Source organism: Streptomyces sp. NPDC058620, assembly GCF_042717135.1.
Classification (GTDB): domain Bacteria; phylum Actinomycetota; class Actinomycetes; order Streptomycetales; family Streptomycetaceae; genus Streptomyces.
This window is the reverse complement of sequence record NZ_JBHXQO010000029.1, coordinates 35,853-51,605: the sequence shown is the minus strand read 5'-3', so window position 1 is coordinate 51,605 and position 15,753 is coordinate 35,853. Positions and strand designations below refer to the sequence as shown.

12 protein-coding genes are annotated in these 15,753 nt (G+C 69.5%); 6 read left to right on the top strand and 6 right to left on the bottom strand.

The features are described 5' to 3' along the window. The first annotated feature begins 306 nt into the window (after window positions 1–306). The 5 genes from ACFWSK_RS24105 to ACFWSK_RS24085 all read left to right on the top strand — a co-directional run bounded on the left by ACFWSK_RS24105 (window position 307) and on the right by ACFWSK_RS24085 (window position 8,274). Window positions 307–1,977 carry an extracellular solute-binding protein gene (locus tag ACFWSK_RS24105; RefSeq protein ID WP_383789784.1) on the top strand — a complete coding sequence of 557 codons (1,671 nt, stop codon included), beginning with the start codon at window positions 307–309 and terminating at the stop codon, window positions 1,975–1,977. Between the two features lies 1 nt (window position 1,978). Beyond that, entirely contained in the window at window positions 1,979–2,992 is a 1,014-nt protein-coding gene (locus tag ACFWSK_RS24100; RefSeq protein ID WP_383789781.1) for an ABC transporter permease, read from the top strand. A gap of 2 nt (window positions 2,993–2,994) precedes the next feature. Beyond that, window positions 2,995–3,930, top strand: a complete 936-nt coding sequence (locus ACFWSK_RS24095) for a carbohydrate ABC transporter permease (protein WP_383789887.1) — start codon at window positions 2,995–2,997, stop codon at window positions 3,928–3,930. A gap of 124 nt (window positions 3,931–4,054) precedes the next feature. Beyond that, entirely contained in the window at window positions 4,055–6,280 is a 2,226-nt protein-coding gene (locus tag ACFWSK_RS24090; protein ID WP_383789777.1) for a 1,4-beta-glucanase, read from the top strand. A 14-nt stretch (window positions 6,281–6,294) separates the two neighbouring features. Further along, entirely contained in the window at window positions 6,295–8,274 is a 1,980-nt protein-coding gene (locus ACFWSK_RS24085; protein WP_383789775.1) for a beta-galactosidase, read from the top strand. 79 nt (window positions 8,275–8,353) lie between these two features. Here ACFWSK_RS24085 and ACFWSK_RS24080 read toward each other — a convergent pair whose 3' ends face one another. Continuing rightward, entirely contained in the window at window positions 8,354–9,367 is a 1,014-nt protein-coding gene (locus ACFWSK_RS24080; RefSeq protein WP_383789773.1) for a LacI family DNA-binding transcriptional regulator, read from the bottom strand. Between the two features lie 413 nt (window positions 9,368–9,780). On the opposite strand from ACFWSK_RS24080, the gene ACFWSK_RS24075 reads away from it, so the two are divergent. Beyond that, window positions 9,781–10,341, top strand: coding sequence for an SMI1/KNR4 family protein (locus ACFWSK_RS24075; RefSeq protein WP_383789770.1), 561 nt, complete (start codon window positions 9,781–9,783; stop codon window positions 10,339–10,341). 73 nt (window positions 10,342–10,414) lie between these two features. Here the strand turns inward: ACFWSK_RS24075 and ACFWSK_RS24070 are convergent, their stop codons facing one another. The 5 genes from ACFWSK_RS24070 to ACFWSK_RS24050 form a co-directional block, all read right to left on the bottom strand. Continuing rightward, on the bottom strand, window positions 10,415–11,605 hold the full coding sequence (locus ACFWSK_RS24070; protein ID WP_383789884.1) for a cytochrome P450: 1,191 nt from the start codon (window positions 11,603–11,605) through the stop codon (window positions 10,415–10,417). A 32-nt stretch (window positions 11,606–11,637) separates the two neighbouring features. Then, the gene (locus tag ACFWSK_RS24065) at window positions 11,638–12,951 is read right to left on the bottom strand and encodes a cytochrome P450 (protein WP_383789767.1); all 1,314 of its coding nucleotides are present in this window, start codon (window positions 12,949–12,951) and stop codon (window positions 11,638–11,640) included. Between the two features lie 144 nt (window positions 12,952–13,095). Beyond that, window positions 13,096–13,863: an amino acid ABC transporter ATP-binding protein gene (locus ACFWSK_RS24060; protein WP_383789764.1), complete on the bottom strand. Its 768-nt coding sequence runs from the start codon at window positions 13,861–13,863 to the stop codon at window positions 13,096–13,098. 22 nt (window positions 13,864–13,885) lie between these two features. Further along, window positions 13,886–14,674: an amino acid ABC transporter permease gene (locus ACFWSK_RS24055; protein ID WP_383789881.1), complete on the bottom strand. Its 789-nt coding sequence runs from the start codon at window positions 14,672–14,674 to the stop codon at window positions 13,886–13,888. Window positions 14,675–14,724: 50 nt separating this feature from the next. Further along, window positions 14,725–15,555 (bottom strand): ABC transporter substrate-binding protein, encoded by an 831-nt coding sequence (locus tag ACFWSK_RS24050; protein ID WP_383789761.1) that lies wholly within the window; start codon window positions 15,553–15,555, stop codon window positions 14,725–14,727. Window positions 15,556–15,753 lie beyond the last annotated feature (198 nt).

Sequence of the window (15,753 nt, the reverse complement as noted above, 5' to 3'; positions counted from 1 at the left end):
CGTGCCGGACCCGGCAGGTGTCAAGGGTGCGGCGCAGCTCAGCCGAGCCCGGCACCCCGTAGAAGCCCAGCTGGCGCCTTCAGCGCAGGGGAAACAGAACGGAAACAGCTCCGAGGAATCCGGGATCGGACTCTTGTGCGACCGGATGGCTTCACTTAACCTCGCTGCAACATCGAAGCGCTTCGACAGTGCTTCGAAACCGGCCGGTTCATCCGGCCCAGTCAGTAACGCCCCACCTCAGACACAGGAGCCGATCGGCGGTCACCCGCCGTGTGTCGTCCTGGTGCGCCTCGAAGGGTTGACGCAATGACGCCGAATTCCTCCTCTTCCCCGAGCCGGAGAAGCTTCCTCGCCTCCACCGCGGTCGTCGTGGCCGCCGTCGGCGGCGGGATACCGCTGCTCGCCGCGTGCGGCGGTTCGGACAACGAGAAGAACGAGGGCACCACGACCGGCAAGAAGCTCAAGGGCATGCTGCCGGCGTACGTGCCCTCGGAGGCCGTCACCCCGGACATCCCCGCCAAGAACGGCTCCGCGATCGGCTTCACCACCGCGAAGCCCGCCGACCAGCTGGCCGTGTCGGTGCCGAAGAAGCTGGGCAAGGGCGGCGAGGTCAGCATCATGGCCCCGCTGTGGGGCACCTCGCCGGGCACCGGCAACGCCTACTGGACCGCGATGGACGAGGCGGCCGGCGTCAAGGTCAAGTGGCAGAACCAGGACGGCAACGTCTACGGACAGAAGCTGGGTGCCGTTCTCGCCTCCAGCAACGTCCCCGACGCCGTGGTCGTGCCCAGCTGGGAGCTGAACGGCAAGATCCCGAGCGCGATCGCCAACAAGTTCGCCGACCTCGGCCCCTACCTGGCCGGCGACAAGGTCAAGGCGTACCCGAACCTCGCGGCCATCCCGACCGGCGCCTGGCAGCGGGCGGTCTTCGGCGGCAAGCTGCGCGGCCTGCCCTTCCCGGCCGAGTCCACGCCCAACATCGCGCCGTTCTACCGGCCCGACGTCTTCGAGGAGAGGGGTTACGAGGTCCCCACCACCACCCAGGAGTTCTACGACCTCTGCAAGGAGATGAACGCCCCGAAGAGCAAGGTGTGGGCCTGCGGTGACATGACCTGGTCGGCGTTCGCCTTCTTCGGGGTGCTGGCCGAGAAGCCGCACTACTGGAAGCTCGTGGACGGCAAGCTGGTCAACCGCTACGAGACCGACGAGTACCTCGAGGCGCTGGAGTGGTCGCGCTCGCTGTACTCGGCCGGCTTCGTGCACCCGGACGTCAAGGCCGAACGGGGCGACCAGAAGACCCTGTTCTCCTCGGGCAAGCTCATGATGTACAACGCCGACATCTCCGACTGGTACGGCTCGACGGCCGTCCAGCGGCTGGCCGACCCGAAGTTCACCATGGCGGCGATGGACATCTTCGCCCACGACGGCGGCAAGCCCACCCTCTACGCGGCGCCGCCCTCCAACATCTGGTGCTTCATCAGCGAGAAGGCCGACAAGAAGAAGATCGAGGACATCCTCGCCCTCGCCAACTTCACCGCGGCCCCGTACGGCACCAAGGAGCAGCGTCTGAAGGCGTACGGCGTCGAGGGCGTGCACCACACCGTCAAGGACGGCGTGATCGCCAAGACCGAGGACGGCAACAACCAGGTCTTCGCCACCTACGAGTACATCGCGGGCCCGCCCGCCTTCCGCGCCTTCCCCGACCACCCGGACGTCGCCAAGGGGATGGTCGAGTGGCAGCAGCGCCAGGGCGCGCACACCCAGAAGCCGCTCTTCTACGGCATGCAGATCCAGGAGCCGGCGCGCTACGCGGAGCTCAACGCCCAGTTCGAGGACCTGGAGAAGGACATCGTCCGCGGCCGCAAGAAGGTCAGCGACATGCAGCAGAACGTCTCCGACTGGCGCTCGCGCGGCGGCGACAAGCTCCGCGACTGGTACAAGAAGCTGCTCGACGAGACCGGCGACTCGGCCTCCTGACATGGTCGACACCGAACCCCGCCCCAAGGCCGAGGCGCGTCGCCCGGCCGTGAAGAGGAAGCAGGCCGGGGCCGTCAGGGCCGCGGGTGGGATCACGCTGCGGCACCGGCTGCGGCGTGATCGCACGCTGATCCTGATGACGCTCCCGGCGATCCTTCTCCTGGTCGTCTTCGCGTACATCCCGCTCGCCGGTAACGTCGTCGCCTTCCAGGAGTACGACCCGTACGTCGCCGACAACGCCTTCCAGGCCATCCTGCAGAGCCCCTGGGTCGGCCTCGACCAGTTCCAGCAGATGGTGAACGACCGCCTGTTCTGGGCGGCGCTGCGCAACACGCTCGCGATCTTCCTGATTCAGCTGACGCTGTTCTTCCCGGTCCCGATCCTGCTCGCCCTGTTCATCAACAGCTTCGTCCGGCCGCGCGTCCGCGCCGTCGCGCAGGCGATCCTCTACCTTCCGCACTTCTTCTCCTGGGTGCTCGTCGTCACCGTCTTCCAGCAGATGTTCGGCGGGGCGGGCCTCATCTCGCAGACGCTGCGGGACCACGGCCACGACGGCATCGACCTGATGACCGACCCGGGTCTGTTCAAGTTCCTGATCACATTCGAGATGATCTGGAAGGACGCCGGCTGGGGCGTCATCGTCTTCCTCGCGGCCCTCGCCTCCGTCAGTCCCGACCTGTACGAGGCGTCCGCGATGGACGGGGCGAACCGGTGGCGCCGGATGTGGCACATCACGCTGCCCGCCCTGCGCCCCGTCGTCGCCCTGCTGCTCGTCCTCCAGGTCGGCAACGCGCTGACCGTCGGTTTCGAGCAGATCCTGCTGCAAAGGACGGCGGTCGGCCCCGGCGCCTCGGAGGTTCTGGACACCTACGTCTGGAACGTCGGCATCACCAACGGCGGCTTCAGCTACGCGGCGGCCGTCGGCATCGTCAAGGGAATCTTCGGCCTGCTGCTCGTGCTCGCGGCCAACAAGGTCGCCCATCTCATGGGCGAGCAGGGGGTGTACAAGAAGTGAGCCTGCTCGCAGGGAAACTGAACGGACGGCAGCGGGGCCCGTTGGTACGGGGCAGGCTGCGGCCGGTCTGGGAGGAGGAGCCGACCAGGGCCGGACTCGCGACCAAGGGCGTCGTCCTGGCCGGGGTCTGCCTCGCGGTGCTCTTCCCCCTCTGGGTGGTGATCGTCACCAGCCTCTCCTCGGTGGACACCATCACCGAGACGGGCGGACTCGTCGTGATCCCCCGGGACATCACCTTCGTCGCCTACGAGGAACTGCTCGGCGGCGGCCAGGTGACCCGGGCCACGCTCGTCAGCCTCTCTGTGACGGTGGTCGGCACGCTGTTCAGCATGACGGTGTCGATCATGTGCGCGTACGGGCTCTCCCGCAGCGGATCGGTCCTCCACCGGCCGTTCCTGATCATCCTGCTCGCCACGATGTTCTTCGGCGCCGGACTCATCCCGACCTACCTGGTGGTGCAGGGCCTCGGCCTCACCGACTCGTATCTGTCGCTCATCCTCCCCAGCGCACTGAACGTCTTCAACATCCTGGTCCTGCGCGCCTTCTTCATGAGCACCGCGCAGGAACTCATCGAGAGCGCCAGGATCGACGGTGCCGGCGACTTCCGCATCCTGTGGCAGATCGTCATGCCACTCTCCCGGGCCGTCATCGCGGTGATCACGCTGTTCTACGCGGTCGGCTACTGGAGCGCCTGGTTCAACGCCTCGATCTACATCAGCGATCCGGACATGCTCCCGTTGCAGAACATCATGAATCAGCTGGTCCTCAAGCAGGAGCGGCCAGTCGGGCTCGCCCAGGCCATCAACACCGGGGGGCTTTCCCCGCTCGCCATCCAGATGGCCGTGATGGTACTGGCCCTGCTGCCCGTCGCGGTCCTGTCGCCCTTCGTCCAGAAACACTTCAAGAAGGGCATGCTCACCGGCGCGGTCAAGGGCTGAGCCCGGAAACCCCCGCCCGTTCCTCCCGCACCTCCTTCTGTTCCGTCACCTCTTTCTGTCCCGTCACCTCCTTCTGTTCCCGCACAGTGCGACCCCACCACTCCCCCACCGGAAGGTGTTCGTCATGCGCGATTCGTCCCTCCCCACGCCCCGCCGCCGTACCGTGCTCGCCGGAGCGGCCGTCGCAGCCGCGGCCGCCACCCTGCCGGTCGCGGCTCCCGCCGGGGCCGCGTCCCGTCGGGGAAGGGCGACCACCCAGGCGTACCGCTGGCGGACCGCCGCGATCGGCGGCACCGGCTTCGTGACCGGCGTGCTCTTCCACCCGGCCGTCGCGGGCCTGGCGTATGCCCGTACCGACATCGGCGGCGCCTACCGGTGGGACGCGGCCGAGGCCCGGTGGACCGCGCTCACCGACCACCTCGGCTGGGACGACTGGAATCTGCTGGGCGTCGAGGCCCTGGCCGTCGACCCCGCCTTCCCCGACCGGCTGTACCTCGCACTCGGTACGTACGCCCAGTCCTGGGCGAGTCCGGGCGCGGTGCTCAGATCGAACGACCGGGGCGCGACCTGGGCCCGCACGGACCTGACCGTACGGCTCGGGGCGAACGAGGACGGCCGGGGTGCGGGCGAGCGGCTGCTCGTCGACCCGCGCGACAGCGAAACGCTCTGGCTCGGCACCCGCCACGACGGCCTGCTGCGCTCCACCGACCGCGGGGCCACCTGGGCCCCGGCGGCCTTCCCCGCCACTGCGTCGGCAAGCGGCCAGGGCGTCACGTTGCTCGTGGCGGCGGGCCGGACGGTGTACGCGGGATGGGGCGACGGCGGCACCGCGCTCTACCGCACGGACGGTTCGGGCGGCTGGCAGGCGGTGCCCGGCCAGCCGTCGGCCGGCGCTGCGGCGACGAAGGTACCGATCCGTGCCGCGTACGACGCGGGCACGCGGGCGCTGTACGTGACCTACGCGGACGGCCCCGGCCCCAACAACCAGTCCAACGGCTCCGTCCACCGGCTCGACACGGTGACGGGTGTCTGGTCGGACGTGTCTCCAGTCGCCCCGAGCAGCGGCGATGCCTTCGCGTACGGAGGTGTCGCGGTCGACGCGAGCCGCCCCGGCACGGTCGTCGTGTCGACCAACAACCGCTGGGGACCCGTCGACACCCTCTTCCGTTCCACGGACGGCGGCGCGAGCTGGACCTCGCTCAAGGACTCCGCGGTCCTCGACGTGTCCGAGACCCCGTATCTGCGCTGGGGCGGGACCGACGCGAAGTTCGGGTGGTGGATCCAGGCACTCGCCGTCGACCCCTTCGACTCGCGGCACATCGTGTACGGCACGGGCGCCACGATCTTCGGGACGCGTGACCTGGTGCACTGGTCACCGGAGATCCGCGGGCTGGAGGAGTCCGCGGTGCGGCAGCTGATCGCGCCGCCCACGGGCGGTGCCCAACTGCTCAGCGGGCTCGGGGACATCGGCGTGATGTACCACGACTCGCTGACCGCGTCCCCGTCGCGGGGCATGGCGTCCAATCCGGTCTTCGGCTCGGCCACCGGCCTCGCGCTGGCCACGCTCAAGCCCTCGTACGTCGTACGGGCCGGCTGGCCCTCCGGGGGCGCGGCCGGGGCGTACTCGAACGACGGCGGCGCGAGCTGGCAGCCCTTCGCCTCCCAGCCGTCCATAGCCGCTTCGGCTCCCGGTCCGATCGCCGTGAGCGCGGACGGCAGGACGCTCCTCTGGTCGTTCATCCACTGGGACGGCACGAAGTACGCCGCCCACCGCTCGACGAACAGCGGCGCCACCTGGGCCGAGGTCCCCACCTTCCCGAAGGGCGGCACACCCGTCGCCGACCCGCTCGACTCCACCCGCTTCTATGTGTACGACACCGACACGGGTGCGGTGTTCGTGTCGAGGGACTCGGGCGCCACCTTCACCCGGGGGGCCGCGCAACTGCCTTCCGGCGACGTGCAGTTCCGCATCGCGGCGGCCCCCGGCCGCCGCGGTCACCTGTGGCTGTCGGCGAAGGACAAGGGGCTGTTCCGCTCGACGGACGGCGGCCTCCGCTTCACCCCGGTGGCGGGCTGCCAGGCATCGCACGCCCTCGGCTTCGGCAAGGCGGCGGCGACGACGGGCCGGCTGGCCTACCCGGCGATCTACCAGACCGGCCGGGTCTCCGCCACGTACGACGGTGTGGCGGTGCTGCGCTCCGACGACGCGGGCGTCACCTGGATCCGGATCAACGACCAGGCGCACCAGTGGGGATGGACCGGCGAGGTCATCACCGGCGATCCCCGCGTCCACGGCCGTGTCTACCTCGGCACCAACGGCCGCGGCATCCAGTACGCAGACCCCCAGTGAGAGACGAGTCGTCCATGCCGTCCCTGCGTGACGCCACCCGAGGCCGCGTCCTCTTCGGTGGCGACTACAACCCCGAGCAGTGGCCCGAGGAGGTGTGGGCCGAGGACGCCCGGCTCATGCGGGATGCGGGCGTCAACTCCGTCACCCTCGGCGTCTTCTCCTGGGCGATGATCGAACCGCGCCCCGGCGCCCGGGAGTTCGGCTGGCTCGACCGGCTGATGGATCTGATGCACGCCCATGGCATCGGAGTCGTCCTCGCCACGCCGACCTCGTCGCCACCGCCCTGGATGGGCGCACAGCACCCGGAGACGCTGCCGCGTGCCGAGGACGGTTCGGTGATCTGGTACGGGTCCCGGCAGCACTTCTGCGCGAGCTCGCCCGTCTACCGGCGCTACGCCGCCGCGCTCACCGAGGACCTGGCGGCGCGGTACGCGAACCATCCGGCGCTCACCGTGTGGCACATCAACAACGAGTACTGCACGCACTGCTGGTGCGATGCCACGGCCGAGCACTTCCGTCGCTGGCTGGCCAGCCGCCACACCACGGTGACGGCGCTCAACGAGGCATGGGGCACCGCCTTCTGGAGTCAGCGCTACGACTCCTGGGCGGAGATCCTGCCGCCCCGCAAGGCGCAGTACCTGCACAACCCGGCGCAACTGCTGGACTTCAAGCGGTTCACGTCCGACGCCCTGATGGAGTGCTACCTCGCCGAACGGGACATCGTCGCCCGGCACAGCCCGCACATCCCGGTGACCACCAACTTCATGCCGTTGTGGGCGGGCCAGGACGCGTGGGCTTGGGCGGCCGAGGAGGACATCGTCTCCGTCGACGTCTATCCCGATCCACGGGACCCGCAGGGCGGCCAGTACAACGCGATGCTCGCCGACATGACGCGCTCGCAGGCCGGGGGCCCGTGGATGGTGATGGAGCAGGCCGCCGGGCCGGTCAACTGGCGCGGGGTCAACCACCCCAAGCCCGCCGGGCTCAACCGGCTCTGGTCGCTGCAGTCCGTGGCCCGGGGCGCCGACGCCATCTGCTACTTCCAGTGGCGCCAGTCCCGGCAGGGCGCTGAGAAGTTCCATTCGGGCATGCTCAGCCATGCGGGCGAACAGGGCCGCACCTTCGGAGAGATCAAGCGGATCGGAGCGGAACTCGCACGCATCGGGCCGGAGGTGAGCGGCGCAGCCGTGGCCGGCGACGTGGCGATCCTGCACGACTGGGACGCGTGGTGGGCGGGTACGCAGGAGGGCCGGCCGTCCGCGCTCCTCTCGTACACGGAGGTCGTCCAATCCTGGCACCGCGGCCTCTGGGAGAGCGGGATCGCGACCGAATTCGCCCGCCCTGAAGCCGACTTGAGCGGATACCGGATGGTCGCGGTACCCCATCTCTATCTGCTCACGGACGCGGCGATCGATAATCTGGTCACCTACGTACGGGGTGGCGGCACGCTGGTATGCGGCTTCTTCACCGGCGTCGCCGACGAGGACGACCGGATCAGGCCGGGCGGCATGGACGCCCGGCTGCGTGAGCTGTTCGGCATCCGTACGGTCCACGAGTGGTGGCCGCTCGACGCGGACGCGGTGGTGGAGTGCGACGGCTTCGAGGGCGGGCTGTGGTCCGAGGAGCTGGAGCCGGACGGCAGTGCCGAGACGGTGGCGGCCTATCGTGGCGGCGAGCTCGACGGCCTGCCCGCGGTGCTGCGCAAGGGCACCGCGTGGTACGTGTCGACGCTGCCCGCCCCGGAAGCCCTGCGTGAGCTGCTGGGCCGCGCGGCGGCCGGGGCGGGCGCCCGCCCCGTACTGGCGGACCTGCCCGCCGGGGTGGAGGCGGTTCGCCGGGGTGACGTGCTGTTCCTGCTGCACCACGGCCGGGACCGGGTGACCGTCACGCTGCCGGGCCCGCACATCGACCTGCTGACCGGCGAGAAGACGGACGGCAGCGTCCAACTGGACCGCTACGGCGTCGCCGCGCTCAGGAGCACCACGGCGGCATGACCGACGGCATGGTGTACCGGCTCCCGCTCCCCCGGGGGCCGGTGCGCCATGACCGACGGTACGGAGTACCGGCTCCCGCTCATGCTCCCGCGGGGGCCGGTCCCGTGCTCGCCCTGATGGTCAACTCGGGTGTCAGCAACTCGACTTCGTCCGTGCCGCGGCCGGCGAGCTTGGCCACGACCTGCTCGACCGCCCGGCGGCCCATCTCCTGTGCCGGTATGGCGACCGAGGTCAGCCGCACCGATGCCTGGGAGGCCACCTGGTCGGGGCAGATCGCGACGACGGACACGTCCTCCGGCACGGCCCGGCCCTGCTGTTGCAGCAGGTTGAGCAGTGGCTCGACGGCGGCCTCGTTCTGGACGATGAATCCCGTGGTGCCCGGCCGCTCGTCGAAGATGCGGGCCAGCGTGCCGGCCATCGCCGCGTACCCGCCCTCGCAGGGCCGGTGCAGCACCCGGACGCCCGTGTCGCGGGCCTTGGCCCGCACCCCGTCCACGGTGCGCTCGGCGAATCCGGTGTGCCGTTCGTACACGGCGGCGGCCTCCCCGATCACGGCGAGTTCGCGGTGTCCGAGCCCGGCGAGGTGTTCGACACACAGCGCCCCGGTCGCCTCGAAGTCGAGGTCCACGCAGGTCAGCCCGGCCGTGTCGGCGGGCAGCCCGATGAGTACGGCGGCCCGGTCGGTCTCCCTGAGCAGGGGCAGCCGCTCGTCCTGGAGCTCGACGTCCATCAGGATCATGGCGTCCGCGAGGGAGCTTCCGGCGATCCTTCGTACGGCCGCGGGACCTTCCTCCCCGGTGAGGAGGAGGACGTCGTACCCGTGGGTGCGGGCCGTGGTGGCGACGGCGATGGCGATCTCCATCATCACGGGCACGTACATGTCGGTGCGCAGGGGCACCATCAGCGCGATGATGTTGGACCGGCTGCTGGCGAGTGCCCGGGCGCCCGCGTTGGGGTGGTAGCCGAGCTGCTGGATGCTCTGTTCCACCCGCTCGCGCGTGGAGGCCGAGATGGAGCGCTTCCCGCTGAGGACATAGCTCACCGTGCTCGCGGAGACTCCGGCGTGCTGGGCGACCTCGGCAAGCGTGACCATTCAGCTCTCCATTACGGGACGACGAATGACGGAATCTTCGAAGCGCTTCGACAAATCGACTCAGCGCCCTTCTTACCATCTGACATGCACAGATACCCTTGAGCCTAGAGCGCCCCGTACGGCCTGTCCAGACAGCCATCGAAGCGCTTCGATGACCCTCTGCCCCCGCCTCGCTGCCGGACGGTCCCGCCGGGGTGCACGGGCGGACACCGGGGGACAGTCCTTAGTCGCCGCCGACGGCGAAAAGGTTGCCGCGCACTTCCCCAGGAGTTTGCCGCGCACTTCCCTGAGTGTTGCCCGGACGGCGATGGGTGCGTCGCCTGCCAGTCATAGCCGCCAGACTAACCGCGGCCCACGGCGGCCGGACGGGAACCGGAGGCCACTGTCGGAGGCGGGTGATATCCATGATCCCCATGGACACCGAGCACGCTGCCCCCGCCGACCTCGACGCTCTGCGCGCCGCCTTCGGCATCGACGACGGCGGCGCGTCCGCCCTCGGCCGGACGGCGGTACACGCCTTCGAGACCGAGCACGGCGTCGTCCTGCCCGAGCCGTACCGGACGTTCGTCGCGGAGATATCCGACGGCTCGTACAGCGGGCCCCCAGGCTTCGGCCTCGTCGCCCTGGCCGAACTGCCGGACGACTGGGGGGACGACCGGCCGGAGCGCCGGCTGGATCTGCCCTTCCCCCTGACCGAGGCATGGCTGTGGGAGGACGACCCGAGGGCGCCGGAGGAGGTCGAGGCACTGCTCGACCCGGTCTTCGACCACGGCTCGATCGTGCTCGGCACGGACGGTTGCGGCATGTACTGGCACCTCGTCGTGACCGGACCGCACCGGGGGCACGTCTGGAACATCTGCGGTGAAGGGGCTTGGCCGTTCGGCGAGGAGTTCGGCTCCACCACCGGCACCGCCGGCTTCGCGGGATGGGTGGAGCACTGGGCCGCGGGCAAGCCGTGGTGCGACGCCCCTTGAGACCGCCCCGCTCGCGGCGGGGTGCCCCCGACCACGGCGCTCGCGCAGCCCTCCGCCCTCAGCCCTGCACCCCTCAGCCCTCCAGCAGGACGGGGAAGGACTCCATGTCGTTCTGTGTCATCACCGGCAGCTTGCGGATCTCCTCGTCCGCCACCGCGAGCCGCAGCCCGGGGAAGCGCCCGAACAGTGCGGGAAGCGCGATGGCCGCCTCCACCCGGGACAGCCCGGCTCCGGGACAGATGTGCGGACCGTGCCCGAACGTCATGTGGCGGATGGGAGCGGACCTGGTGATGTCGAAGGCGTCCGCGTCGGCTCCGTGCTGTACGGTGTCGCGGCCGATGGCCCGGTAGGAGATGACCACGCCCTCCCCCTTGGCGATCACCTCGTCGCCGACCTGGATGTCCTCCGTGGCGAAGCGCATCAGCAGGTGTGTGGTGGGGGTGTCCCAGCGCAGCGTCTCCTCGATCACGTTCTCCCAGGAGACCTCGCCGGCCAGCACCATCCGCAACTGCTCGGGGTGTGCGAGCAGGGCCCGTACGGCGTTGAGGATCAGTCCGATCGTCGTCTCGTGCCCGGCCGCGACCATCGCCTTGAGGTTGCCCACCACCTCCTCCTCGGTGAGCGGCTCGCCGCCCTCGTCGGCGAGGATGAGCGCGGTGGTGAGATCGTCCGTGGGCCGGGCGGCCTTCTCGCGTACCAGCCGCGTGTAGAAGACGTCCAGTTCGGCGAGCAGCGCCAGTCGTTCCTCCTGCGGCGTGAGCATGGAGAAGAACGCCTTGTACCTCTGGGTCAGCATGGCGTGCTCGGACTCGTCCACACCCATCAGCAGGCCGACGACCCGCATGGGCAGCGGCTGGGCGAAGACGCTCTTCAGGTCGACGGTGACACCGTCCTTGCCCTGCGCCGCGAGCTCGTCCAGCAGTTCCCGGGTGAACCTCTCGATGTCCGGGCGTATCTCTTCCAGGCGGCGCGGAGTGAGGGCCTGGGAGGTCTTGGTCCGCAGCCGCCGGTGCTCCGCCCCGTCCACGGTGAACATGGAGCGGCCCGCGTCGATCATGCCGATCAGCGGCCAGGCGTGTGTCACCTCGCCGCTCCGCCAGAGCCCCCAGGCGTCGAGATCCTTCACCAGCCGGGAATCGAGGAGCAGGTGGCGTGCCTCGGCGTGCCGGGTGACGGTCCAGGCCGGCACGCCGAGCAGCTCGATCCGCGCCAGCGGCCCGGCCTCGCGCAGCCGCTCGGTCTCACCGTCGAGGTCCTGCACCATGGGGTCGATGACCACGGTGGCATGGGGGCACTTCACAACGAGTCTCCTGTCGGACGTACGGGGGTGAAGCGGACGGGAAGTGACGTCATGCCGCGCAGAAAGGCGGAGGGCCGCCGCACGAGATCCTGCGCGCCGACGGCGAGTTCGAGGTCGGGAAGCCGGTCGAGAAGCACCTCGATGCCGGTACGGGCGATGATCTCGGCGATCTCCTGCGCGGGGAACGGGCAGCGGTACTCACCGTGGCTGAAGGCGAGATGCGCGCTGTTTCCGCCCTGCCCGGACAGGCTTCCCGTGGCGGGCATGTGCTGACGCATGTGCGGGTCGGCGTTGGCCGCCCCCAGGCCGAGCAGCAGCATGTCTCCCGCCCGGATGGACCGGCCGCCGAGCTGGGTGTCTCTGGCCGCCCAGCGCCCGGCGAGTATCTGGGTGGGGCCGTCCTCCCAGAGCACCTCGTTCATGGCCTCGGCGACGCTGCGCCGGCCGCCCGCGAGAGCCTCGGCGAACTCGTCGTCGGTGAGCATCAGCCGCATGGAGTTGCCGATCCAGTCGGCGGTGGTGAGATGTCCGGCGGCCGTGATGGCCATCAGATCGAGTACGTACTCCTCGTCGGTGAACGCTTCGGGGTGGGCCAGCATCCGGGACGTCACGTCGTTGCCCGGCTCGGCCCGCCGGGCGGCGAGCAGCCGCCGCATGTGCTCCCCGAACCGTAGGTGAGCCTCCTGAGCCCCGGGCCCGCCGTCGGCCAGCTCCTTCAGCACCTGGGCGATCCTGAGCCCCTCGTCGTCCGGAAACCCGACGAGGCGGGCGAGGACGAGAACGGGCAGGGGCTCGGCGAAGTCGGCGATCAGATCGGCGGTTCCGCGCCGGCACACGTCGTCGATCAGCCGGTCGGCCAACTGCTCGCAGTGGCCGCGCAGTTCGTGCGGCTCCACACCTTCGAGCGCGGGCCCCACCATCTCGGCGTGCCGCCGGTGCTCGGCACCGGCGGTGAAGTAGATGGACGGCATGGGACGCCCGACCATCGGCAGCAACGGCCAGTCCTCGGGCAGGCTGCCCCACTGGTTCCACAGCCCGACGTCCCGGGGGAACAGCTCACCGTCGCTGGTGACCTGATGAAGCTCCCGATACCCGATGACCAGCCAGGCCGGAACGTCCCCGGCAAGCTCCACGGGCACGACGGCCCCGTGATCGCGGCGCATGGCGTGGTAGAGGGCCCGGGGCTCGGTATGGAACCCGGGCCCGCTGAGCGCAACGGCGTCCGGCACCGGGCTTACGGGGCAGCCGCTGCCCGAGCGGGCCTCCGTCACGGGTTCCGGCGATGGCACGGCGGAAGAGGGGTGCGTCATCGTCCTGACTCCTGTGGCGGAAGCTTCACGCGTCGCGAACATACGATCAACGCGGCCCCACTATAAGGAGATTGAGCCCACCCGGGCCATCATTCAGGAGCCGGAATCCGCCCTCACCGTGCCTCGCCGGACTCCGCCGCCCCGTCAGACCTCGGGCCGCACGGCGCCCGGGTTCAGGACCCGGGCGAGGAACGCCTTGGTCCGGGGGTGTTCCGGCCGGGCCAGTACCTCCTCCGGGGCACCCTCCTCCACCACTCGGCCGTCGTCCATGAAGACCACACGGTCGGCGACGTCACGGGCGAAGCCCATCTCGTGGGTGACGACCATCATCGTCATGCCCTCGTCCGCCAGGGTGCGCATCACTCCCAGGACGTCGCCCACCAGTTCGGGGTCGAGCGCGCTGGTCGGCTCGTCGAAGAGCATCAGCCCGGGTCCCATCGACAGGGCCCGCGCGATAGCCACACGCTGCTGCTGACCGCCGGACAGCTGGGAGGGGAAGCTGTCCTCGCGGTCCGCGAGGCCGACCTTGACGAGGTTCTCCCGGGCGATGCGGCCCGCCTTCTCCCGGTCACGCCCGAGCACCCTGCGCTGAGCGATCGTCAGGTTGTCCAGCACGCTCAGATGAGGGAAGAGGTTGAACTGCTGGAAGACCATGCCGATCCGGCGGCGCATCGCGTCCAGATCGATGTCCGGATCGCTCATGTCGACACCGCCGACGGTGACCGTGCCGCTGGTCGGCGCCTCCAGCAGGTTCACACAGCGCAGCAGGGTCGATTTCCCCGACCCCGAGGGACCGACCACGCAGACGACCTCGCCGGCCGCGATCGTGAAGTCGATGCCGCGCAGCACTTCGACCTCGCCGAACGACTTGTGCAACCCGCGGATCTCGATCGCCGGAGTGGACTCCGTCATGTCTCCCGCCCCCATCCCGTGTTCACCTTGCCTGTGCATGACGGGCCTCAAGGCGCCGTACGAGATAGCCGAGCGGGATCGTGACCAGGAGGTAGCACAGGCCCGCCACGAAGATGGGAGTGGTGTTGGCCGTCGTGCTGGCCAAGTCCCTGCCGAACTTGGTGAGTTCACGCTGTTGGAGCGTGACACCCAGAAAGAGCACGAGCGAGGAGTCCTTGAAGAGCAGGACCATTTCGTTGGTGAGCGGCGGCACGATGATCCGGAACGCCTGGGGGATCACGATCGACCGCATCGCGGTGGCATGTGACATGCCGAGCGTCCGCGCGGCCTCCAACTGGCCGCGTGGCACGGCCTGGATGCCCGCCCGGATGGTCTCGGCCATGTACGCGGCGGAGACCAGACCGAGGGCGCAGGCGACCTGCCCGTAGGTCTCCCCGGGGAAGACGATCCCCGGGAAGGCGAGGGGGACACCCACCCCGACGAAGATGAAGATCAGCAGGGCGGGCAGGCCGCGGAAGAACTCGATGTAGGCCATCGCGAGCCAGCGGTAGGGCGCGACGGAGGACAGCCGCATCAGCGCGACGACGAGCCCCAGCACGAGTCCGACGCCGAAACCGGTCAGTGTGTACACCACGGTGTTCAGCAGCGCGACCGTGATGAGCTCGGGGAAGAGCTGCCGGGCGACCGACAGATCCAGGAACTGCTCCTGGAGCTGGCGCCAGTCGGCCAGCGCGCCCACGACCACCACGACGATCGCGAAGACGGCGTACTGCACACCCTGGGAGATACGGCGCCGGCGGCGCGGTGACATCCGGGGCCGCGCAGCCGTCTCCTCCTGGTCCTTGCCGGTGATCAGGGCGGTCACTGGGCGTCGGCACCCTTCGGCATCGGCCCGATCCACTGCTCGTACAGCTTCTTGTACGTCCCGTCGGACTTCGCGTCCTTGATGGCCTTGTCGATCACCGCGAGCAGCTTGGGATTGCCGCCCTTGCGGACCGCGAAGCCGTACTGCTCACCGGTGTCGAGATTGCCCACGATCTCGAACTTGGCGGCCGTGGCGGGGTCCTTGAGCCAGTTCTGCACGACGGGGTAGTCCTGCACGATGACGTCGACCTGGCCGGTACGCAGTCCGTTGAGCTCGGCGTCGGAGCTCTCGAAGGACTGCGGGTCGGCGCCGTGCTCACGGGCGAAGTCCTCGCCGGTGGTGGAGGACTGGGAACCGAGCTTGAGTTTCTGCGCGGTGATGTCCTCGACAGTCGCCGCCTTGACGCCCTTGCGGGCCAACAGGGCCTGGGTGGCGTCGAAGTACGGGGCGGAGAAGTCCAGATTCGCCTTGCGCTCGTCGGTGATCGTCATACCGGCGGCGGCCACGTCACAGACACTCGCGTTGAGGTCCGCGCCGGTCTTGATCGTCTCGAACGACTTGTCCACGACGACCTGCTTCACGCCCAGGTCCTCCGCGACCAGATCGATCATCGAGACATCGAACCCGACCACCTCTCCGTCCTTCTCGGACTGGAAGGGCGCGTACGGCAGATGTGTACAGGTGGTTATCTGGCCGGACTTGACCAGCTTCGCACCTTTGACGGTCGCTCCGTCATCGCTGCTGCTACAGGCACTGAGCGGAAGAGCGAGCGCGGCGGCCGCGCAGACCGCGGCGATCCGGCGGGAAGGCAGACGGGACGAGCTCATGGCGGTTCCCCTTGTGCACGAAGGACGGACTCGCGGACGAACTCGCGGATCGACGGTGATCCGCGATCAAAGTCCGCACAGAATGTCGGAGCACCGGGCGAAAGTCCACCCTGCGCCAGTTGGCCGGGGACTTCGTCCCGCTTCACACCGCGCTGCCAACTCCCGTGCCACGGACGGGCCTTCGGATTCGCCGGGGCC